General features: G+C 44.2%; 11 protein-coding genes, 21 tRNA genes and 3 rRNA genes. 31 read left to right on the forward strand and 4 right to left on the reverse strand.

The annotated features are described in order from the left end of the window. Positions 1–34: 34 nt before the first annotated feature. Together fosM and MKY20_RS07800 are read left to right on the forward strand one after the other, a co-directional pair. Positions 35–457 carry a FosM family fosfomycin resistance protein gene (gene fosM / locus MKY20_RS07795; protein ID WP_019383237.1) on the forward strand — a complete coding sequence of 141 codons (423 nt, stop codon included), beginning with the start codon at positions 35–37 and terminating at the stop codon, positions 455–457. A 157-nt stretch (positions 458–614) separates the two neighbouring features. Then, a complete protein-coding gene (locus MKY20_RS07800; RefSeq protein ID WP_251175057.1) occupies positions 615–1,133 on the forward strand; it encodes a DinB family protein in 519 nt (172 codons plus the stop codon). A 473-nt stretch (positions 1,134–1,606) separates the two neighbouring features. On the opposite strand, the gene MKY20_RS07805 is transcribed toward MKY20_RS07800, so the two are convergent. Beyond that, positions 1,607–1,679: transfer RNA gene (locus MKY20_RS07805), tRNA-Ala, on the reverse strand. Positions 1,680–1,746: 67 nt separating this feature from the next. Beyond that, entirely contained in the window at positions 1,747–2,445 is a 699-nt protein-coding gene (locus tag MKY20_RS07810) for an MgtC/SapB family protein (RefSeq protein WP_009331578.1), read from the reverse strand. A gap of 146 nt (positions 2,446–2,591) precedes the next feature. On the opposite strand from MKY20_RS07810, the gene MKY20_RS07815 reads away from it, so the two are divergent. After that, on the forward strand, positions 2,592–3,506 hold the full coding sequence (locus tag MKY20_RS07815; RefSeq protein ID WP_009331577.1) for a DMT family transporter: 915 nt from the start codon (positions 2,592–2,594) through the stop codon (positions 3,504–3,506). Between the two features lie 60 nt (positions 3,507–3,566). Here the strand turns inward: MKY20_RS07815 and MKY20_RS07820 are convergent, their stop codons facing one another. After that, the gene (locus MKY20_RS07820; RefSeq protein ID WP_009331576.1) at positions 3,567–3,746 is read right to left on the reverse strand and encodes a hypothetical protein; all 180 of its coding nucleotides are present in this window, start codon (positions 3,744–3,746) and stop codon (positions 3,567–3,569) included. Positions 3,747–4,503: 757 nt separating this feature from the next. Between MKY20_RS07820 and MKY20_RS07825 the strand changes: the two genes are divergently transcribed. The 23 genes from MKY20_RS07825 to MKY20_RS07935 all read left to right on the forward strand — a co-directional run bounded on the left by MKY20_RS07825 (position 4,504) and on the right by MKY20_RS07935 (position 11,471). Beyond that, positions 4,504–6,053 (forward strand): 16S ribosomal RNA (locus MKY20_RS07825). A gap of 301 nt (positions 6,054–6,354) precedes the next feature. Continuing rightward, positions 6,355–9,290, forward strand: a 23S ribosomal RNA gene (locus tag MKY20_RS07830). 127 nt (positions 9,291–9,417) lie between these two features. Further along, a 5S ribosomal RNA gene (gene rrf / locus MKY20_RS07835) occupies positions 9,418–9,534 on the forward strand. Together the 16S, 23S and 5S rRNA genes with 20 tRNA genes alongside form the textbook arrangement of a ribosomal RNA operon. A gap of 9 nt (positions 9,535–9,543) precedes the next feature. Then, positions 9,544–9,619: transfer RNA gene (locus MKY20_RS07840), tRNA-Val, on the forward strand. A 20-nt stretch (positions 9,620–9,639) separates the two neighbouring features. Next, positions 9,640–9,715 (forward strand) — tRNA-Thr (locus MKY20_RS07845). 143 nt (positions 9,716–9,858) lie between these two features. Beyond that, positions 9,859–9,934: transfer RNA gene (locus tag MKY20_RS07850), tRNA-Lys, on the forward strand. A 15-nt stretch (positions 9,935–9,949) separates the two neighbouring features. Next, a tRNA-Leu gene (locus MKY20_RS07855) sits at positions 9,950–10,034 on the forward strand. Between the two features lie 8 nt (positions 10,035–10,042). Further along, positions 10,043–10,117 (forward strand) — tRNA-Gly (locus MKY20_RS07860). Positions 10,118–10,123: 6 nt separating this feature from the next. Further along, positions 10,124–10,212, forward strand: a tRNA-Leu gene (locus MKY20_RS07865). A gap of 15 nt (positions 10,213–10,227) precedes the next feature. Continuing rightward, positions 10,228–10,304 (forward strand) — tRNA-Arg (locus MKY20_RS07870). Positions 10,305–10,311: 7 nt separating this feature from the next. Then, positions 10,312–10,388: transfer RNA gene (locus tag MKY20_RS07875), tRNA-Pro, on the forward strand. Positions 10,389–10,397: 9 nt separating this feature from the next. Continuing rightward, a tRNA-Ala gene (locus MKY20_RS07880) sits at positions 10,398–10,473 on the forward strand. Between the two features lie 18 nt (positions 10,474–10,491). Next, positions 10,492–10,568, forward strand: a tRNA-Met gene (locus MKY20_RS07885). 17 nt (positions 10,569–10,585) lie between these two features. Then, positions 10,586–10,662, forward strand: a tRNA-Ile gene (locus MKY20_RS07890). Positions 10,663–10,675: 13 nt separating this feature from the next. Continuing rightward, positions 10,676–10,768, forward strand: a tRNA-Ser gene (locus MKY20_RS07895). A gap of 18 nt (positions 10,769–10,786) precedes the next feature. After that, a tRNA-Met gene (locus MKY20_RS07900) sits at positions 10,787–10,860 on the forward strand. Positions 10,861–10,863: 3 nt separating this feature from the next. Beyond that, a tRNA-Asp gene (locus MKY20_RS07905) sits at positions 10,864–10,940 on the forward strand. A gap of 25 nt (positions 10,941–10,965) precedes the next feature. Beyond that, positions 10,966–11,041: transfer RNA gene (locus tag MKY20_RS07910), tRNA-Phe, on the forward strand. 14 nt (positions 11,042–11,055) lie between these two features. Further along, a tRNA-Gly gene (locus MKY20_RS07915) sits at positions 11,056–11,129 on the forward strand. 4 nt (positions 11,130–11,133) lie between these two features. Further along, positions 11,134–11,210: transfer RNA gene (locus tag MKY20_RS07920), tRNA-Ile, on the forward strand. A gap of 14 nt (positions 11,211–11,224) precedes the next feature. After that, positions 11,225–11,299: transfer RNA gene (locus MKY20_RS07925), tRNA-Asn, on the forward strand. A gap of 5 nt (positions 11,300–11,304) precedes the next feature. Further along, positions 11,305–11,395: transfer RNA gene (locus MKY20_RS07930), tRNA-Ser, on the forward strand. A gap of 4 nt (positions 11,396–11,399) precedes the next feature. Continuing rightward, a tRNA-Glu gene (locus tag MKY20_RS07935) sits at positions 11,400–11,471 on the forward strand. 87 nt (positions 11,472–11,558) lie between these two features. Here MKY20_RS07935 and MKY20_RS07940 read toward each other — a convergent pair. Then, positions 11,559–11,756 carry a hypothetical protein gene (locus MKY20_RS07940; protein ID WP_009333423.1) on the reverse strand — a complete coding sequence of 66 codons (198 nt, stop codon included), beginning with the start codon at positions 11,754–11,756 and terminating at the stop codon, positions 11,559–11,561. Positions 11,757–11,979: 223 nt separating this feature from the next. On the opposite strand from MKY20_RS07940, the gene glgB reads away from it, so the two are divergent. From glgB to MKY20_RS07965, 5 genes are read left to right on the forward strand one after another with little or no spacing between them, the layout of a single operon-like run. Continuing rightward, positions 11,980–13,926 carry a 1,4-alpha-glucan branching enzyme gene (glgB, locus tag MKY20_RS07945; protein WP_251266972.1) on the forward strand — a complete coding sequence of 649 codons (1,947 nt, stop codon included), beginning with the start codon at positions 11,980–11,982 and terminating at the stop codon, positions 13,924–13,926. Next, a complete protein-coding gene (locus MKY20_RS07950) occupies positions 13,868–15,013 on the forward strand; it encodes a glucose-1-phosphate adenylyltransferase (RefSeq protein ID WP_019382985.1) in 1,146 nt (381 codons plus the stop codon). The genes glgB and MKY20_RS07950 overlap by 59 nt, the downstream gene beginning before the upstream one ends. A 54-nt stretch (positions 15,014–15,067) precedes the next feature. Next, a complete protein-coding gene (locus tag MKY20_RS07955; RefSeq protein ID WP_019382986.1) occupies positions 15,068–16,096 on the forward strand; it encodes a sugar phosphate nucleotidyltransferase in 1,029 nt (342 codons plus the stop codon). After that, positions 16,093–17,544, forward strand: coding sequence for a glycogen synthase GlgA (gene glgA, locus MKY20_RS07960; protein WP_341000865.1), 1,452 nt, complete (start codon positions 16,093–16,095; stop codon positions 17,542–17,544). Before MKY20_RS07955 ends, glgA begins: the two co-directional genes overlap by 4 nt. Continuing rightward, positions 17,534–19,948 (forward strand): glycogen/starch/alpha-glucan phosphorylase, encoded by a 2,415-nt coding sequence (locus MKY20_RS07965; protein WP_251266971.1) that lies wholly within the window; start codon positions 17,534–17,536, stop codon positions 19,946–19,948. The genes glgA and MKY20_RS07965 overlap by 11 nt, the downstream gene beginning before the upstream one ends. Positions 19,949–19,975 lie beyond the last annotated feature (27 nt).

Below are 19,975 nucleotides of genomic sequence, written 5' to 3' on the forward strand. Positions count from 1 at the left end.
ATGAATATAAAAAAACTTAGTTTGGGGTGATTTGGTGTCAATAAAAGGCATTAATCATTTTTTATTTTCAGTTTCCAATTTAGAAGCTTCTATTGAGTTTTATAAAAATGTGTTTGGTGCAAAGTTATTAGTTAAGGGAAGTAGTACTGCCTATTTTGACTTAAACGGTATATGGCTTGCCCTCAATGAAGAAAAGGATATTCCACGTACTGAAATTTCCCAATCATATACACATATAGCTTTTTCAATAGAAGAAGCGGAATTTGATAATATGTACCGTAAGCTAAAAGAATTGAAGGTAAACATTCTGTCAGGGCGTCCAAGAGACGAAAAAGATAAAAAGTCTATTTACTTTACTGATCCAGATGGGCACAAGTTTGAATTTCATACAGGTACTTTACAAGACAGACTAAATTATTACAAAAAGGAAAAAACACATATGGAGTTTTACAATTAAATGATTTTGTACAAACTTAGTTGGTTAGAAGAGTTTGTGAAGGTTTGTACTTAAAGAAATTGGTGCTTTTGCTCTCTTCAACAAACGGGCAGGGTTTTTTACAGTGAGGACCGAAGTATTTAGTTAGGGAAAATTAACTAAAAGGGAGGAATCCTTGATGAGAAAACATCATGCATTAGAATTGTATGATTATCATGTTTGGGCAAACAAAAAGTTTTTCGAGCGATTGAAAGAATTACCCAAGGACATTTATGATCAGGAAATACAAAGTGTTTTTTCCTCGATTTCGAAGGCACTTGTTCATATTTATATGACAGATACAGTATGGCTTGGTGTAATGCAGGAGAATAGTATGGAAGAGATTCAAGCTTCTATCGCCATTGCTCAAGACAAGACAAAGGATAAGAGTCTTGAAGAAATGGAAAAGCTATTTCAAAGTTTATCAGAGGAATATCAAAAGCTTCTTAATAATATTAGCGATTTGGATAAAGAGATTTCCCCGGTACATCCTAAATTTGGGCGTCTGGATACTTACTTCTCAGAATTGGTTCAGCATGTTGTTAACCATGGCACATATCACCGCGGAAATCTTACGGCAATGATACGACAACAGGGTTATTCAAGTGTATCTAATGATTATGTTTTCTATCTTTACGATATCAGCAAGTCAAATTAGTTTTTTTGCTTCTGATTATTGCAATTGGATTCTTCTCGAGTAACACGTTTTTTGTGGATAGGAACCAGTTAATATCTGCAAATTTTTCAACCTATTAAGACTAAGACCAGTAGGCTGATAAGACACAATGTCAGACTTAGAATGGGCAATGAATTCACAGGATAGTAAAATTAGTGTTGGAGTTTCACGCGGACAAGCCTTCGAAAATCGCGAGTAAATAAACGGAGCTAATACTACTGTTGGTAGTGAAGTAGAATAGTTAGTACTCTCTAATTGAGTTGGGGCGATAATGCATTTCTTTTTATATACAAAGATTGTGACGAATGTTACATAAAGAAAAGGGTGCGTTAGTATTAACAAATACCTCAAAATGTATAAAGACTCCAAAAATAAATTTCGTGACAGTCCAGCGACAATAACGAACATTCTGAATCGAAAATAAAAAAAGCCTTGATATACAAGGCTTTTTTCTATGGAGAATAGGGGGCTCGAACCCCTGACCTCAACGCTGCCAGCGTTGCGCTCTCCCAGCTGAGCTAATCCCCCGAGTAGTGGTACAAGAAAAATTATAACCACATCGGAGTTATCTTGCAAGAGGAATTATTAAAAAATTTTACTGCATACTATCAATTTCCATGCACTGCACTCCAGGGATGCTTGAAACGCTGTAATAAACATCCGTTGTTCTTCTTTTGTAGTCGACGGCAACTATCAGCTGTACAAGATGCAGATGTTCATCTTCTAGGTCTTTAATACGAATATGTTTTATAGATATATCAAGGTCTTTTACCGCTGGGATGATATCAGCAATATTTTCTTTATCCCTTACTTTCAGCTGCAGGTTGATTTCTTTTTCTCTTAAGCGTTTGGGACCAATTAAGCCCATGATAAAAGGAATTACCTCCACTGAAATAATCAGCAGCGCCACTCCGGCCATTGCTTCAATATAAAAGCCTGCTCCTACAGCAATTCCGATTCCTGCTGCCCCCCAAATTAATGCGGCTGTTGTAAGGCCAGAAATACTGTCATTTCCCCGCCTTAAAATAACGCCTGCACCCAAAAAGCCGATGCCTGAGACAATTTGGGCAGCTAAACGGAGAGGATCCATCGTTATGTTGATGTCATCATTACCAGGAAACATATAAGCCGATTCTATAGACACAATAGTCAGCAGGCAGCTTACTATGGAAATAACTAAACTTGTCTTTAAGCCGACCGGCTTTCTTTTTAATTCTCTCTCCAGGCCGATAACAAGACCAAGCACTGCTGAAATCCCCAGTTTCATTAATATTTCTATCTCTAAACTGCTCATAATATCTCCCGCTTTTTTAAGTATTATATATCCAAAATATGATCTTTAAAATCCTGCTATAATAAAACCGTAGTAAAAGTTTGAATATACGTTGTAAAATGAAATATACCCTAATTATTAGGAAACAGAAACAAGGAGTATTAAAAATGTCAGATAAAAAAATAAATCCCTATGTTGCCCTGGCAATTGGTGTCATTTCTGTCTCAACCTCAGCCATATTGGTGAAGGTATCCAGCGCTCCATCGGGAGTCATTGCGTTTTACAGGTTATTATTTTCTGTCCTATTCATGCTGCCTGTATTTCTTATAAAGTATGTTCCGGAACTTCGTCTTATTACACGGCGGGATTGGATCTATTCCATCATTGCCGGTGTGTTTCTCGCCTTTCATTTTATTCTTTGGTTTGAGTCACTGAACTACACCTCTGTAGCCAGTTCTACAGTCCTTGTAACACTGCAGCCCTTATTTGCATTTGCAGGCACGTATTTCTTTTTTAAAGAAAAGTTTACCTGGAAAGCAATATTAAGCGGGCTTCTCGCAATTGTGGGCAGTATTATTATCAGCTGGGGAGATTTTCAAATCAGCGGGACTGCTTTGTTCGGGGATATACTTGCAATCATTGCCTGCGCCCTGGTAACAGCCTACTTAATGTTTGGGCAAACAGTCAGAAAAAGGATGTCACTCGTTACCTATACTTTTGTTGTCTACAGTATAAGTACTGTTACATTGTTATTCTACGTGTTAATGGTTAATGAACCTTTAATCCCATATGGAACCAGTGACTGGGTATATTTTATATTGCTGGCTCTAATTCCAACCCTGCTTGGACACACATTATTTAATTGGTCACTTAAATGGCTAAGCACCTCAACTATTTCTATGGCCATCTTATTTGAGCCGGTAGGTGCTGCAATTCTAGCTTATTATTTGCTTCATGAGTCGATTATATGGACACAAGTTCTTGGTGGAACAGTGGTAATTGGAGGAATAACTATCTTCTTATTAGATGAGAGAAGGATTCGGATGAAAGAATTGAAGAAAAAAACAACGATTTCCGGATAAGTAGATAATCTATCTATAGTTATATAAGAGAAAAATCTCCCTGGGAATGGGGAGATTTTTTTATTTGAATACATAGGTCAGAGCAGAAAAAATAAATGCGGCTGTAACTGAAAAGATGAAGGTGCCACCATAAACCTCTTCATCTGAATTTGCAATTTTAATGCCCTCTGCATAGGCATAAGCAAATAAAAATATGGCCATGATTACTGATAGATATAGTGCTGCGGTTTCCAGTGTCATTCACACCTTCCGTATAGAGTAGAGTTAATAGATTTTATGAAAAATAACCAAAACTATTACTATTTCTTTGTATTGATATTTTGTTAAAACTTGATTTCTCATCCTTTTGACGGCTAATCAGTAAAATATGTATTAATTTAATTATTGTTATAAGAAGCTTATAAAAGTGTGGAAAAGTGAACAAGATTATCCACATGCTGTGAGTAACTTTGTTGACAACTGTATTAATAAGTGTTTTGCAGTGGATAAGTTTGTGGGTATTTGAGATGGAGGTTTCGAGAATTATGTTACTGATATAATGAATTTTCAAAAGATCAGGTGAAATGCGTATAAATCTGATGTTAAGAAAATGCACACTTTATAAGATCTGGCTGCAGAACAATTAAAATAAAATCAGTTTCGTAAAGGTACCGTCTTTTAATTTGATCCCAAAAAGGCAATCGATAGAGAAGAGATATATAATTAATATGCACTGAAAATATAAAGATAAACATTTTTAAAAATTATATTGCAAACATTTAATAAGTCGTGGTATATTAATTCTTGTCCTCAACAAGGCAAGTTAAACTGCGAAAAAACATTTTAAAAAGCTGTTGACTTGTTGATGGATAACATGTTATATTGATAAAGTCGCTTCCGGGCGACGAGGTAAAATATAGCAAAGAGAAATTGATCTTTGAAAACTGAACGAACAAAAACGTCAACGTTAATTCTTTAGTCTTTTTTGAAAAGACAACTTATGAGCTTAATCAACTCTTATATGGAGAGTTTGATCCTGGCTCAGGACGAACGCTGGCGGCGTGCCTAATACATGCAAGTCGAGCGGACAGATGGGAGCTTGCTCCCTGAAGTCAGCGGCGGACGGGTGAGTAACACGTGGGCAACCTGCCTGTAAGACTGGGATAACTCCGGGAAACCGGGGCTAATACCGGATAATTCTTTCCCTCACATGAGGGAAAGCTGAAAGATGGTTTCGGCTATCACTTACAGATGGGCCCGCGGCGCATTAGCTAGTTGGTGAGGTAACGGCTCACCAAGGCAACGATGCGTAGCCGACCTGAGAGGGTGATCGGCCACACTGGGACTGAGACACGGCCCAGACTCCTACGGGAGGCAGCAGTAGGGAATCTTCCGCAATGGACGAAAGTCTGACGGAGCAACGCCGCGTGAGTGATGAAGGTTTTCGGATCGTAAAACTCTGTTGTTAGGGAAGAACAAGTACCGGAGTAACTGCCGGTACCTTGACGGTACCTAACCAGAAAGCCACGGCTAACTACGTGCCAGCAGCCGCGGTAATACGTAGGTGGCAAGCGTTGTCCGGAATTATTGGGCGTAAAGCGCGCGCAGGCGGTTCCTTAAGTCTGATGTGAAAGCCCCCGGCTCAACCGGGGAGGGTCATTGGAAACTGGGGAACTTGAGTGCAGAAGAGAAGAGTGGAATTCCACGTGTAGCGGTGAAATGCGTAGAGATGTGGAGGAACACCAGTGGCGAAGGCGACTCTTTGGTCTGTAACTGACGCTGAGGCGCGAAAGCGTGGGGAGCAAACAGGATTAGATACCCTGGTAGTCCACGCCGTAAACGATGAGTGCTAAGTGTTAGAGGGTTTCCGCCCTTTAGTGCTGCAGCAAACGCATTAAGCACTCCGCCTGGGGAGTACGGCCGCAAGGCTGAAACTCAAAGGAATTGACGGGGGCCCGCACAAGCGGTGGAGCATGTGGTTTAATTCGAAGCAACGCGAAGAACCTTACCAGGTCTTGACATCTCCTGACAACCCTAGAGATAGGGCGTTCCCCTTCGGGGGACAGGATGACAGGTGGTGCATGGTTGTCGTCAGCTCGTGTCGTGAGATGTTGGGTTAAGTCCCGCAACGAGCGCAACCCTTGATCTTAGTTGCCAGCATTCAGTTGGGCACTCTAAGGTGACTGCCGGTGACAAACCGGAGGAAGGTGGGGATGACGTCAAATCATCATGCCCCTTATGACCTGGGCTACACACGTGCTACAATGGATGGTACAAAGGGCTGCGAGACCGCGAGGTTAAGCGAATCCCATAAAACCATTCTCAGTTCGGATTGCAGGCTGCAACTCGCCTGCATGAAGCCGGAATCGCTAGTAATCGCGGATCAGCATGCCGCGGTGAATACGTTCCCGGGCCTTGTACACACCGCCCGTCACACCACGAGAGTTTGTAACACCCGAAGTCGGTGGGGTAACCTTTTGGAGCCAGCCGCCTAAGGTGGGACAGATGATTGGGGTGAAGTCGTAACAAGGTAGCCGTATCGGAAGGTGCGGCTGGATCACCTCCTTTCTAAGGATATTTACATGAAACGTGACGCGTTTTGTTCGTTCAGTTTTGAGAGTTCAATCTCTCAATGAAAGATTCGTTCTTTGAAAACTAGATAATGTTAATGAAGAAGCAATAACCGAGTGATCGCCATCTTAGTTTTTTTCTCTTATTTTGAAAATAAGTAAGAGCACAAACCATGAGGACGATGAGCGGCAAGGAGATCAAGGAAGCGACCGAGTGAGCACCGGAGCGTACTTCAGTACGTGAGGAGCGGAGCGAGAGAGCTGACGCAGAGATCCGCAGTCGATCAGCGGCCGAAGTAGGTTAAGTTAGAAAGGGCGCACGGTGAATGCCTTGGCACTAGGAGCCGATGAAGGACGGTACTAACACCGATATGCTTCGGGGAGCTGTAAGTAAGCTTTGATCCGGAGATTTCCGAATGGGGAAACCCCCTATCCGTAATGGGATAGGATCTTTACCTGAATACATAGGGTATAGAAGGCAGACCCGGGGAACTGAAACATCTAAGTACCCGGAGGAAGAGAAAGCAAACGCGATTCCCTGAGTAGCGGCGAGCGAAACGGGATTAGCCCAAACCAAGAGGCTTGCCTCTTGGGGTTGTAGGACACTCTACACGGAGTTACAAAGGAACGAGGTAAATGAACAGGTCTGGAAAGGCCGGCCAGAGAAGGTAAAAGCCCTGTAGTTGAAACTTCGTTCCCTCCAGAGTGGATCCTGAGTACGGCGGGACACGAGAAATCCCGTCGGAAGCAGGGAGGACCATCTCCCAAGGCTAAATACTCCCTAGTGACCGATAGTGAACCAGTACCGTGAGGGAAAGGTGAAAAGCACCCCGGAAGGGGAGTGAAAGAGATCCTGAAACCGTGTGCCTACAAGTAGTTAGAGCCCGTTAATGGGTGATAGCGTGCCTTTTGTAGAATGAACCGGCGAGTTACGATTACATGCGAGGTTAAGTTGATGAGACGGAGCCGCAGCGAAAGCGAGTCTGAATAGGGCGAATGAGTATGTGGTCGTAGACCCGAAACCAGGTGATCTACCCATGTCCAGGGTGAAGTCCAGGTAACACTGGATGGAGGCCCGAACCCACGCACGTTGAAAAGTGCGGGGATGAGGTGTGGGTAGCGGAGAAATTCCAATCGAACTTGGAGATAGCTGGTTCTCTCCGAAATAGCTTTAGGGCTAGCCTCATGTAGTAAGAGTCTTGGAGGTAGAGCACTGTTTGGACTAGGGGCCCCCATCGGGTTACCGAATTCAGACAAACTCCGAATGCCAAAGACTTATCCATGGGAGTCAGACTGCGAGTGATAAGATCCGTAGTCAAGAGGGAAACAGCCCAGACCACCAGCTAAGGTCCCAAAGTATACGTTAAGTGGAAAAGGATGTGGAGTTGCTTAGACAACCAGGATGTTGGCTTAGAAGCAGCCACCATTTAAAGAGTGCGTAATAGCTCACTGGTCGAGTGACTCCGCGCCGAAAATGTACCGGGGCTAAACGTATCACCGAAGCTGTGGATTGACATCTTACGATGTCAGTGGTAGGAGAGCGTTCTAAGGGCGTTGAAGCGGGATCGCAAGGACCCGTGGAGCGCTTAGAAGTGAGAATGCCGGTATGAGTAGCGAAAGATGGGTGAGAATCCCATCCACCGAATGCCTAAGGTTTCCTGAGGAAGGCTCGTCCGCTCAGGGTTAGTCGGGACCTAAGCCGAGGCTGAAAAGCGTAGGCGATGGACAACAGGTTGATATTCCTGTACCACCTCTTTACCGTTTGAGCAATGGGGGGACGCAGGAGGATAGGGTAAGCACGCTGCTGGATTAGCGTGTCCAAGCAGTTAGGCCGGTAACGAGGCAAATCCCGTTACCACATAGGCTGAGCTGTGACGGCGAGGGAAATTTAGTACCGAAGTTCCTGATTCCACACTGCCAAGAAAAGCCTCTAGCGAGGGAAAAGGTGCCCGTACCGCAAACCGACACAGGTAGGCGAGGAGAGAATCCTAAGGTGAGCGAGAGAACTCTCGTTAAGGAACTCGGCAAAATGACCCCGTAACTTCGGGAGAAGGGGTGCTCATTAGGGTGAATAGCCCTGATGAGCCGCAGTGAATAGGCCCAGGCGACTGTTTAGCAAAAACACAGGTCTCTGCGAAGCCGCAAGGCGAAGTATAGGGGCTGACGCCTGCCCGGTGCTGGAAGGTTAAGAGGAGAGGTTAGCGCAAGCGAAGCTTTGAATCGAAGCCCCAGTAAACGGCGGCCGTAACTATAACGGTCCTAAGGTAGCGAAATTCCTTGTCGGGTAAGTTCCGACCCGCACGAAAGGCGTAACGATCTGGGCACTGTCTCAACGAGAGACTCGGTGAAATTATAGTACCTGTGAAGATGCAGGTTACCCGCGACAGGACGGAAAGACCCCGTGGAGCTTTACTGTAGCCTGATATTGAATTTTGGTACAGCTTGTACAGGATAGGTAGGAGCCTGAGAAGCCGGAGCGCCAGCTTCGGTGGAGGCGTCGGTGGGATACTACCCTGGCTGTATTGAAATTCTAACCCGCGCCCCTTATCGGGGCGGGAGACAGTGTCAGGTGGGCAGTTTGACTGGGGCGGTCGCCTCCTAAAAAGTAACGGAGGCGCCCAAAGGTTCCCTCAGAATGGTTGGAAATCATTCGCAGAGTGTAAAGGCACAAGGGAGCTTGACTGCGAGACCTACAAGTCGAGCAGGGACGAAAGTCGGGCTTAGTGATCCGGTGGTTCCGCATGGAAGGGCCATCGCTCAACGGATAAAAGCTACCCCGGGGATAACAGGCTTATCTCCCCCAAGAGTCCACATCGACGGGGAGGTTTGGCACCTCGATGTCGGCTCATCGCATCCTGGGGCTGTAGTCGGTCCCAAGGGTTGGGCTGTTCGCCCATTAAAGCGGTACGCGAGCTGGGTTCAGAACGTCGTGAGACAGTTCGGTCCCTATCCGTCGTGGGCGCAGGAAATTTGAGAGGAGCTGTCCTTAGTACGAGAGGACCGGGATGGACGCACCGCTGGTGTACCAGTTGTCTTGCCAAAGGCATCGCTGGGTAGCTATGTGCGGAAGGGATAAGTGCTGAAAGCATCTAAGCATGAAGCCCCCCTCGAGATGAGATTTCCCATAGCGTCAAGCTAGTAAGATCCCTGAAAGATGATCAGGTTGATAGGTCAGAGGTGGAAGCGTGGCGACATGTGGAGCTGACTGATACTAATCGATCGAGGACTTAACCAAGTCATTGGTGAATACTCGGCAAATGCTTCTTCATGCATTATCTAGTTTTGAGAGAATGAAAAATATGAAATTTTCTCTTGAAAAATCCTAAAAAGACGGTATAATAAAACTTGTCTTTGGAAAATAGTCTGGTGGCGATAGCGAGAAGGTCACACCCGTTCCCATACCGAACACGGAAGTTAAGCTTCTCAGCGCCGATGGTAGTTAGGGGCTGTCCCCTTGTGAGAGTAGGACGCTGCCGGGCGTTAATAATGGAGGATTAGCTCAGCTGGGAGAGCATCTGCCTTACAAGCAGAGGGTCGGCGGTTCGATCCCGTCATCCTCCACCATTAATTTAAATGTACAAGCTGCCGGTGTAGCTCAATTGGTAGAGCAACTGACTTGTAATCAGTAGGTTGGGGGTTCAAGTCCTCTCGCCGGCACCATTTCAACGAGCCATTAGCTCAGTCGGTAGAGCAGATTGCAGCATCAGTGAATTTCTACATCCGAATAGCAATCTGTGACAAAGCGTTTAGCTTTGGAACATCTGACTGCACATAACAGGCTTTAGGTAGTCTCATAAAATTATGAGCCATTAGCTCAGTCGGTAGAGCATCTGACTTTTAATCAGAGGGTCGAAGGTTCGAGTCCTTCATGGCTCACCATTTTAATTTCATATTGCGGGTGTGGCGGAATTGGCAGACGCACCAGACTTAGGATCTGGCGCCGCAAGGCGTGGGGGTTCGACTCCCTTCACCCGCACCATTCTTTATGCGGAAGTAGTTCAGTGGTAGAACATCACCTTGCCAAGGTGGGGGTCGCGGGTTCGAATCCCGTCTTCCGCTCCATTTATTGCCGGGGTGGCGGAACTGGCAGACGCACAGGACTTAAAATCCTGCGGTAGGTGACTACCGTACCGGTTCGATTCCGGTCCTCGGCACCAGTAGAATTTAACATTGCGCCCGTAGCTCAATTGGATAGAGCGTTTGACTACGGATCAAAAGGTTAGGGGTTCGACTCCTCTCGGGCGCGCCATTATATACGGGGAGTAGCTCAGCTTGGTAGAGCACTTGGTTTGGGACCAAGGGGTCGCAGGTTCGAATCCTGTCTTCCCGACCATTTATTATTGGGGCCTTAGCTCAGCTGGGAGAGCGCCTGCTTTGCACGCAGGAGGTCAGCGGTTCGATCCCGCTAGGCTCCACCATAAATATTTTAACACTTCGGCGGTGTAGCTCAGCTGGCTAGAGCGTACGGTTCATACCCGTGAGGTCGGGGGTTCGATCCCCTCCGCCGCTACCATTTAATTCATCGATGCTGGACCTTTAGCTCAGCTGGTTAGAGCAGACGGCTCATAACCGTCCGGTCGTAGGTTCGAGTCCTACAAGGTCCACCACTTTCATTTCTACGGAGGAATACCCAAGTCCGGCTGAAGGGATCGGTCTTGAAAACCGACAGGCGGGTCAAACCGCGCAGGGGTTCGAATCCCCTTTCCTCCTCCATATATTTAATAATATTATCGCGGGGTGGAGCAGTCCGGTAGCTCGTCGGGCTCATAACCCGAAGGTCGCAGGTTCAAATCCTGCCCCCGCAATCTGGTCCGGTAGTTCAGTTGGTTAGAATGCCTGCCTGTCACGCAGGAGGTCGCGGGTTCGAGTCCCGTCCGGACCGCCATTTTTACAAAAAATAAATAATATATGGCTCAGTAGCTCAGTCGGTAGAGCAAAGGACTGAAAATCCTTGTGTCGGCGGTTCGATTCCGTCCTGAGCCACCATTTTAGAACCTTATGCGGGTGTAGTTTAGTGGTAAAACCTCAGCCTTCCAAGCTGATGATGAGGGTTCGATTCCCTTCACCCGCTCCAAAATGGGCCTATAGCTCAGCTGGTTAGAGCGCACGCCTGATAAGCGTGAGGTCGATGGTTCGAGTCCATTTAGGCCCACCATTTTATATTATTGTTCCGCAGTAGCTCAGTGGTAGAGCATTCGGCTGTTAACCGAACGGTCGTAGGTTCGAATCCTACCTGCGGAGCCATATATGGGGAAGTACTCAAGTGGCTGAAGAGGCGCCCCTGCTAAGGGTGTAGGTCGGGTAACCGGCGCGAGGGTTCAAATCCCTCCTTCTCCGCCATATTGGCCCCTTGGTCAAGCGGTTAAGACACCGCCCTTTCACGGCGGTAACACGGGTTCGAATCCCGTAGGGGTCATACAAAAAAGCTGTCAACAATTTGTTGGCAGCTTTTTTGTTGTCTTTTCTGTTCCAGCCTGCCCTCGGTTAGTTGCTTCTCTGTTTTTTAATCAAACCTCTCTTCTTCCTTGCTTAATTTATTGCCTGGATTATTCAAATCGATTTCAGAAGATATTCCCGTATAGGGACCTCTAAACATATCCCCTGTGGCCATAATCTTTCCATCCGGTGCTTCAAATATCGGAATTCTTATTTCATCTTTTGATGCCTCGTTTAATAAAAATTCCTCTTCTTTATTGCTCAAAATATTATTCTCCTTTCATTTTTTGCTTGCATACTTTGTTTTATTTTGTCTAAGTTTACCGGAGATTATGTCGAAGACTGTTAAATTGGGCAGAATGCTATCGGTTTTTAACGGGATTTGAATGTTGTTGTCATAAAATTAAAAAAACTTTTACAAGGATTTTTCTCACGTCTCACGAATATAACAGGAAAGTCAAAAGAAACGACACTGGGTGGGGAGAAGGATGGTAGTGGATACTTTGGTTCCAACCGATTACCAGCTGCATTTGTTCCATGAAGGGACATATTATGAGAGTCACCAGTTATTTGGTGCACATGTAGTTTCAAATGGCGGAGAAGTGATTACCCGTTTTTGCGTATGGGCACCGAACGCTGAAATTATCAGATTAGTCGGTGATTTTAATGATTGGAATGGAGAAGGCTATACCTTACATAGAGTGAATAATGAAGGTGTCTGGTTTATTCAGCTGGATGGAAACATGGAAGGTGCCTTGTATAAGTATGAAATTGAAACAAAGAAAGGGGATGTGGTATTAAAGGCTGATCCTTATAGCTTTTTTTCAGAAGTAAGGCCCAATACAGCATCTATAGTATATTCGCTTGACGGATATCAGTGGAATGACAGCAAATGGATGCAAAAAAAAGAAATGAAGCCTATTTATACGGAGCCTGCAGTCATTTATGAAGTTCATCTGGGTTCGTGGAAGCAAAAAGAGTCTGGAAGTCTGTTTACATACAGGGAGCTTGCAGATGAACTCATTCCTTATGTGGTGGAGCATGGGTTTACGCATATAGAATTGCTTCCTCTAATTGAGCATCCGCTCGACGCTTCCTGGGGCTATCAGGGAACAGGTTATTACTCTGTTACAAGCCGTTACGGCAACCCGCATGATTTTATGTATTTTGTTGATCAGTGCCATCAGCAGGGTGTTGGGGTCATTCTGGACTGGGTACCGGGACACTTCTGCAAAGATGCCCACGGCCTTTACCAGTTTGATGGATCGTATTTGTATGAGTATGAAACAGAAGGCGACAGAGAGAACCGAGTATGGGGGACTGCTAATTTTGACCTCAGCAAAAATGAAATTCAAAGCTTTCTTATTTCCAACGCTGTTTTTTGGATGGAAAAATATCATATTGATGGCTTCCGGGTTGATGCGGTGGCTAATATTATCTATTGGCCTAACCGGGATGGAAAGACAGAAAATCCATTCGGCACCCGTTTTCTGCAAAACTTAAATATAGTTGTTTCGCAATATGATTCTTCCTTTCTTATGATGGCAGAGGATTCAACAGATTGGCCGCAAGTGACTGCACCAGTCCATTATGGAGGGCTGGGTTTTCATTACAAGTGGAATATGGGCTGGATGAATGACGTTCTTACATATATGGAAACAGCACCTGAGAGACGATCTGATGTTCATGGAAAGATGACTTTTTCGCTTTTGTATGCTTTTACGGAAAACTTCATACTTCCTTTTTCACATGATGAAGTTGTCCATGGAAAGAAATCGCTGCTTGATAAAATGCCCGGAGATTACTGGCAAAAATTTGCGCAATTCAGGCTCCTGCTTGGCTACATGATTGCCCACCCCGGCAAGAAGCTTCTTTTCATGGGGAGCGAACTTGGGCAGTTTTCCGAATGGAAAGACAAAGAACAGCTTGATTGGCATCTGCTTGATTACGAGATGCATAAAAAAGCAAATGATTATGTGAAAGAATTAATAAAGGTTTATAAACGTTCAAAGGCTCTTTTTGAGCTTGATCACCTTCAGGATGGCTTTGAATGGATTGATTGTCATAATGCAGACCAATCCATCTTTTCCTTTATCAGAAAAGGCTCAAAAGTGGATGATTTTCTTGTGATTGTCTGCAATTTCACACCTGCTTTCTACCCTAATTATCGTATTGGAATTCCAAAGGCGGGGTCTTATAGGGAAATACTCAACAGTGATAGTGATAGCTTTGGAGGATCAAATAGCACCAACAAGAGGGTCCTTAAGACTGAGGAAAAAGAGTTTCACGGCAAGCCGTTCAGTTTGGAAATGTCTATTCCGCCATTTGGCATTTCAATCTTACGCCCTGTAAAACATCGGAAGGAGAGGAAGGGAAATGGGAAAGAAAAAGTGCGTCGCAATGTTATTAGCAGGAGGGAAAGGGAGCAGGCTTAGTTCTCTAACAAAAAGTCTTGCGAAACCTGCAGTGCCATTTGGAGGGAAATACCGGATTATTGATTTTACATTGAGCAATTGCACCAATTCCGGAATTGATACAGTCGGTGTTCTTACCCAATACCAGCCGCTGGTTCTGAATTCGTATATTGGCATAGGCAGCGCATGGGATCTTGATAGAAAGAACGGCGGTGTGACAGTGCTGCCCCCTTACAGTGAATCATCGGAAGTCAAGTGGTATACGGGAACAGCAAGTGCTATTTATCAAAACCTCAATTATCTAAAGCAATATGATCCGGAATATGTCCTGATTTTATCCGGTGATCATATTTATAAAATGAATTATGAGCTGATGCTGAATTATCATATTGAAAAAGGCGCGGATGCGACTATTTCTGTAATTGAAGTACCTTGGCCGGAGGCAAGCAGGTTCGGAATCATGAACACGGATGAGGAGATGCGGGTCGCAGAATTTGAGGAAAAACCAGCATATCCAAAAAATAATCTTGCCTCCATGGGAATATATATTTTTAATTGGTCTGTTTTAAAAGAATATCTGGAAATGGATGACCGCAATCCGGAGTCCACTCATGACTTTGGAAAGGATATCATTCCATTAATGCTTGACGAAAATAAAAAGCTGTTCGCATACCCGTTCAATGGCTATTGGAAGGATGTCGGTACAGTCAAGAGCCTGTGGGAGGCAAATATGGATTTATTGGATGATGAATGCGAGCTGAATCTTTTTGATCATGATTGGCGGATCTATTCGGTGAATCCGAATCATCCTCCACAGTATATTTCAACTCAAGCTGAGGTTGCAGAGTCTTTGATAAATGAAGGCTGTACAATTGAAGGGGAAGTTGAAAAGTCAGTGCTTTTTCAAGGGGTGCTGGTTGGGAAGAATACTGTGATCCGTGAATCGGTCATCATGCCTGATGCTGTAATTGGTGAAAATGTCTATATTGAAAAGGCGATAGTGCCAAGCGGACTGAACATACCTGATGGCGTTGTGATTAGTGCTTCCGAAGAAGATGATGAAATTATTCTGATAACACCGGAAATGATACAGGGAATTTGTTCTTAATTCACAGCCTGGATGCCAAAACGGCCCCTGGCCAATAAAACGGGAGGGAATGTCATGAAGAAGAGAATGCTTGGTGTGATAGACGCAACAACCTACCATGAAGATTTAGAGGAATTGACAGTACACAGGTCGCTCGCAGCTGTTCCGTTTGCAGGCCGCTATAGGCTAATCGATTTTGTTCTCTCCAATATGGTCAACTCGGATATTGAAAGTGTTGCCATATTTCCAAAGTATCAATATCGCTCTTTAATGGATCATCTTGGTTCGGGAAAAAACTGGGACCTAAACAGAAAAAGGGATGGGCTATTCTTTTTCCCATCTCCTTTGCTGGATAGTCCAAGTAAAGGAATTGGATCTTTCAATCACTTTGCTGCTAATTTGGATTATTTTTATCGCAGCAAACAGGAATATGCATTGATCTCAAACTGTTTTACCGTTTTTAATATGGATTTCAGGCCTGTTCTAGATAGACATATTATGACGGGGTGTGATATTACAGTTGTTCGGCAGGATGGGCGCTCCCTTGAAATGTACCTTGTAAAAACTTCGCTGCTCGTTAGCTTAATAGAAAATAGAAACGAAACTGGATACACATGCATGAGTGATGTCGTTACAGACATCCATCATTCCTATACGATATGCAATTATGAATATGCCGGTTTGGCCGTCATGATTGATTCCATTGAAAATTACTTTGCTGCCAGCATGGGCCTATTGGAACCGGAGGCATGGAAAAATATTTTCCTTCGCAGCCAGCCAATTTATACAAAAGTAAAAGATGAACCGCCAACCCGTTATATGAAAGGTGCAAGCGCAAAGAATTCGATGATTGCGAATGGATGCATGATTGAAGGGACAGTTGAGAACAGCATTATCTCCCGCGGGGTAAAAATTGGCAAGGGCTCAGTCGTGAAAAACTGCATAATTATGCAAAAAACCCAAATTGGAGAAAACTGTGTTTTAGACTCCGTTATTTTAGATAAAGATGTTAAGGTAGAATCCGGTGCCAGGATTGAGGGAAGACATGAAATGCCTCTTGTTATTCGCAAAGGTACCGTACAAGGAGCGCTGATGAACTCGTGAAAGTATTGTTTGCTGTTTCTGAATGTGTTCCATTCGTTAAATCCGGAGGTCTTGCTGATGTAGCCGGTTCTCTCCCGAAAGAACTTGCAAAGCAGGGGACTGACGTACGGGTTATTCTTCCTAAGTATGGTTCCATATCAGATGATTTAAAAAAGAAAATGTCTAAAAAGTGCGAGTTTACAGTTCAGGTAGGATGGAGAAACCAGTTTTGCGGAATTGAAGAACTTGAGCATCAGGGAATCGTATTCTATTTTGTTGATAATGAATACTACTTCAACCGTGAAAAATTATACGGGTATTACGATGATGGAGAGAGGTTTGCCTATTTTAACCGCGCCGTGCTGGATGCTCTTCAGCATATTGATTTCTATCCGGATGTTATTCACAGCCATGATTGGCATACTGGGATGATTCCTTTTCTGCTGAGGGTTGAGTATCGTGCGAAAAAGGGGTATGAGTTCATTCGGACAGTCTTCACCATTCATAATCTTCAGTTTCAGGGAATCATGCCGGGGAGTGCTTTAGGAGATTTATTAGGGCTTGACTATAGCCATTTTCATCCAGATAAGCTTGAATTCTTCGGAAATATCAATTTTATGAAGGGCGGACTTGTCGCTGCTGATAAAATTACAACAGTCAGCCCTACTTATAAAGATGAAATTCAAACGAAATATTACGGAGAGAAACTGCATGATTTGCTGAAGCGCAGAGCTTATGATTTGGAAGGAATCCTAAATGGGATTGATGATGAGTTTTATAATCCTGAGAAGGATCCATTTATAAAAGAAAATTATGCCTTTGAAAAGCTTCAGATTAAAAAAGAGAATAAGATGCATCTTCAGAAAAAATTCAGCCTGCCGGTAAAGGAAGAGGTTCCTCTGATAGCCATGGTTACGAGACTGACAAAACAAAAGGGCCTGGACCTTGTTAAATGTGTGTTCCATGAGCTAATGCAGGATGATATACAAGTTCTAGTTTTAGGAACTGGGGATCCTGAGTTTGAGCAATTTTTCAGGGAGATGGAAGCGGGGTACCCCGATAAGTGCAAAGCATTTATTGGGTTTGATGAGGGGCTTGCACATGAATTCTATGCAGGGTCCGATTTATTCTTAATGCCTTCACAATTTGAGCCATGCGGTTTAGGACAGATGATTGCCATGAGGTATGGATCCATTCCCATCGTCAGGGAAACAGGCGGATTAAATGATACTGTTCATTCTTATAATGAATACACAGGAGAAGGCAACGGTTTTTCCTTCAGCCATTTTAATGCCCATGATATGCTGTACACTATTAGAAGAGCAGTAAGCTTTTTCGGTGACAGCAAAATATGGGAGCAAATTATGAAAAATGCAATGGGAATGGATAATAGCTGGGCGCAATCCGCTTTCAAATACAATCAGCTATATGCAGACCTTGTTTCAAGGAGTGAAAGCCATGTTTTCTGATCGCGATGAGTTCAAAGAGGAATTCCTGAAGAAACTGGAGATGACATGCGGTAAAAGCTTTGGTGAAAGCACAGAAAGAGATCATTACTTCACACTCGGAAATATGATCAGGGAACATGTGAGCACAGAGTGGATTAATACAAATGAGCGGTACCGCATCGACCGTGAAAAGCAGGTGTATTACTTATCCATCGAGTTTTTATTGGGACGCCTGCTTCATCATAATCTGATCAATCTGGGAATTGAGCAGGTTGTTAAAGAGGGCCTCGCAGATCTGGGAATTGACTTGAACCGTCTTGAAGAAATCGAGGCAGATGCAGGGCTTGGAAACGGCGGGCTGGGACGTCTGGCAGCTTGCTTTATGGATTCACTTGCATCCTTGAATCTTCCCGGCCATGGCTGCGGAATTCGCTATAAGCATGGACTATTTGAGCAGAAAATTGTGGATGGCTATCAGGTGGAGCTTCCGGAGCAGTGGCTGCGGAACGGTCATGTCTGGGAAGTAAGAAAAGCAGACCTGGCGATTGAAGTTCCTTTTTGGGGCAAAGTCGAAACAGCAGAGGACAACGGCAGGCTTGTTTTCCGCCATGTGAATGCTGAGACAATTTCGGCTGTTCCTTACGATATGCCTGTCGCTGGATATAAAACAGATACAATTAACACTCTCAGGCTTTGGAATGCTGAACCCTCTCCTTATCCTGTAAATCATGATATTTTAAAATATAAACGGGAAACCGAATCTGTTTCGGAGTTTCTTTATCCTGATGATACCCATGATGAAGGGAAGATTTTAAGGCTGAAGCAGCAATACTTTCTTGTTTCAGCCAGTATCCGTTCCATTGTGCGTTCCTATCGAAAGCAGCATAATAGTTTAAGAGATTTCCATGATTTTGTGAGCATTCATATTAATGATACACATCCGGTCCTTGCCATTCCTGAACTTATGAGAATCCTGCTGGATGAAGAGGGAATGGGCTGGGAGGAAGCCTGGGACATTACTGTCCGGACGATTGCCTATACGAATCATACTACTCTTTCAGAGGCTTTGGAGAAATGGCCTATCCGTATTTTCCAGCCTTTGCTTCCGCGGATTTACATGATAGTGAATGAAATTAATGAGCGCTTTTGCAGCGAACTTTGGAACAGATACCCGGGTGACTGGAAGCGGATTGAGGATATGGCGATCATCGCACATGACCAGGTTAAGATGGCACACCTTGCCCTTGTCGGCAGCTCCAGCGTAAATGGTGTAGCTGCACTTCATACAGAAATCTTAAAGAAGCGGGAAATGAATCAGTTTTATGACATTTTTCCTGAGAAATTTAATAATAAAACCAATGGGATCACACATAGAAGATGGCTCCTGAAAGCCAATCCGCTTTTGTCCGATCTTATTAATGAGGGCATTGGGGCTGGCTGGATTCGGGAACCGGAAAAGCTTCACGAACTGGCAGATTTTAAGAATGATAGAGTTTTCCTTGATCAGCTGCATCAGGTTAAGCAATTGAACAAGGAAAGATTGGCGAAGCGCATCCAGGAGCAGCAGGGCATTGTGGTTGATACGTCTTCCATTTTTGACATTCAGGTTAAGCGTCTGCATGCTTATAAGCGCCAGCTGTTAAATATTCTTCATGTTATGCATTTATATAATAGGCTGAAGGAAGACTCCAATTTCCGCATGCACCCGCGGACATTTATTTTCGGGGCAAAAGCTTCGCCGGGCTATTACTATGCAAAGAAAATCATTAAATTAATTAATACCGTTGCTGTAAAGGTGAACAATGACCCGCAGACAAGAGATATTCTAAAGGTTATCTTCATGGAAAATTACCGGGTTTCGCTGGCGGAGGAAATTTTTCCGGCTGCGGATATCAGCGAGCAAATTTCAACGGCAAGCAAGGAAGCTTCCGGTACAGGCAATATGAAATTCATGATGAATGGTGCTTTGACAGTGGGCACGCTGGATGGAGCCAATATTGAGATAAAAGAAAAAGCAGGGGATGACAATATTTTCATCTTTGGCTTAACGGCAGATGAGGTTCTCAGTTATCACCAGAATGGCGGATATAATTCCAGAGAGTATTATCATCATGATAAACGAATCCGCCAGGTTGCCGACCAGCTCGTGAATGGATTTTTCCCGGACGCCGATGATGAGTTCGAGCCCATTTTTGACTCACTGCTGATGGAAAATGACCAATACTTTGTGTTGAGGGATTTTGCTTCCTATGTCAATATCCAGAAAGAAGCCGGGAAAGCATATGAGGGTCGGGAACATTGGCTTAAAATGAGCTTAATGAACATTGCCGGTTCAGGATACTTTTCCAGCGACCGCACAATCAGCGAATATGCACGGGATATCTGGAAAATCAAGCCCGCTGGCGTTGAAATGATGAATAAGTAAAAAGGAGAACAGCCTTTCCGGTGAGAA

The sequence above is a fragment of the Cytobacillus sp. FSL W8-0315 genome (genome assembly GCF_038002905.1).
Taxonomy (GTDB): domain Bacteria; phylum Bacillota; class Bacilli; order Bacillales; family Cytobacillaceae; genus Cytobacillus; species Cytobacillus pseudoceanisediminis.

Bases quoted from the DNA above. Each gene is read 5' to 3' on its own strand.
- MKY20_RS07800 (WP_251175057.1), top strand. From the start codon at position 615: ATGAGAAAACATCATGCATTAGAATTGTATGATTATCATGTTTGGGCA.
- glgB (WP_251266972.1), top strand. From the start codon at position 11,980: ATGGTAGTGGATACTTTGGTTCCAACCGATTACCAGCTGCATTTGTTC.
- MKY20_RS07950 (WP_019382985.1), top strand. From the start codon at position 13,868: ATGGGAAAGAAAAAGTGCGTCGCAATGTTATTAGCAGGAGGGAAAGGG.
- MKY20_RS07810 (WP_009331578.1), bottom strand. From the start codon at position 2,445: ATGAGCAGTTTAGAGATAGAAATATTAATGAAACTGGGGATTTCAGCA.
- MKY20_RS07955 (WP_019382986.1), top strand. From the start codon at position 15,068: ATGAAGAAGAGAATGCTTGGTGTGATAGACGCAACAACCTACCATGAA.
- MKY20_RS07965 (WP_251266971.1), top strand. From the start codon at position 17,534: ATGTTTTCTGATCGCGATGAGTTCAAAGAGGAATTCCTGAAGAAACTG.
- MKY20_RS07815 (WP_009331577.1), top strand. From the start codon at position 2,592: ATGTCAGATAAAAAAATAAATCCCTATGTTGCCCTGGCAATTGGTGTC.
- MKY20_RS07820 (WP_009331576.1), bottom strand. From the start codon at position 3,746: ATGACACTGGAAACCGCAGCACTATATCTATCAGTAATCATGGCCATA.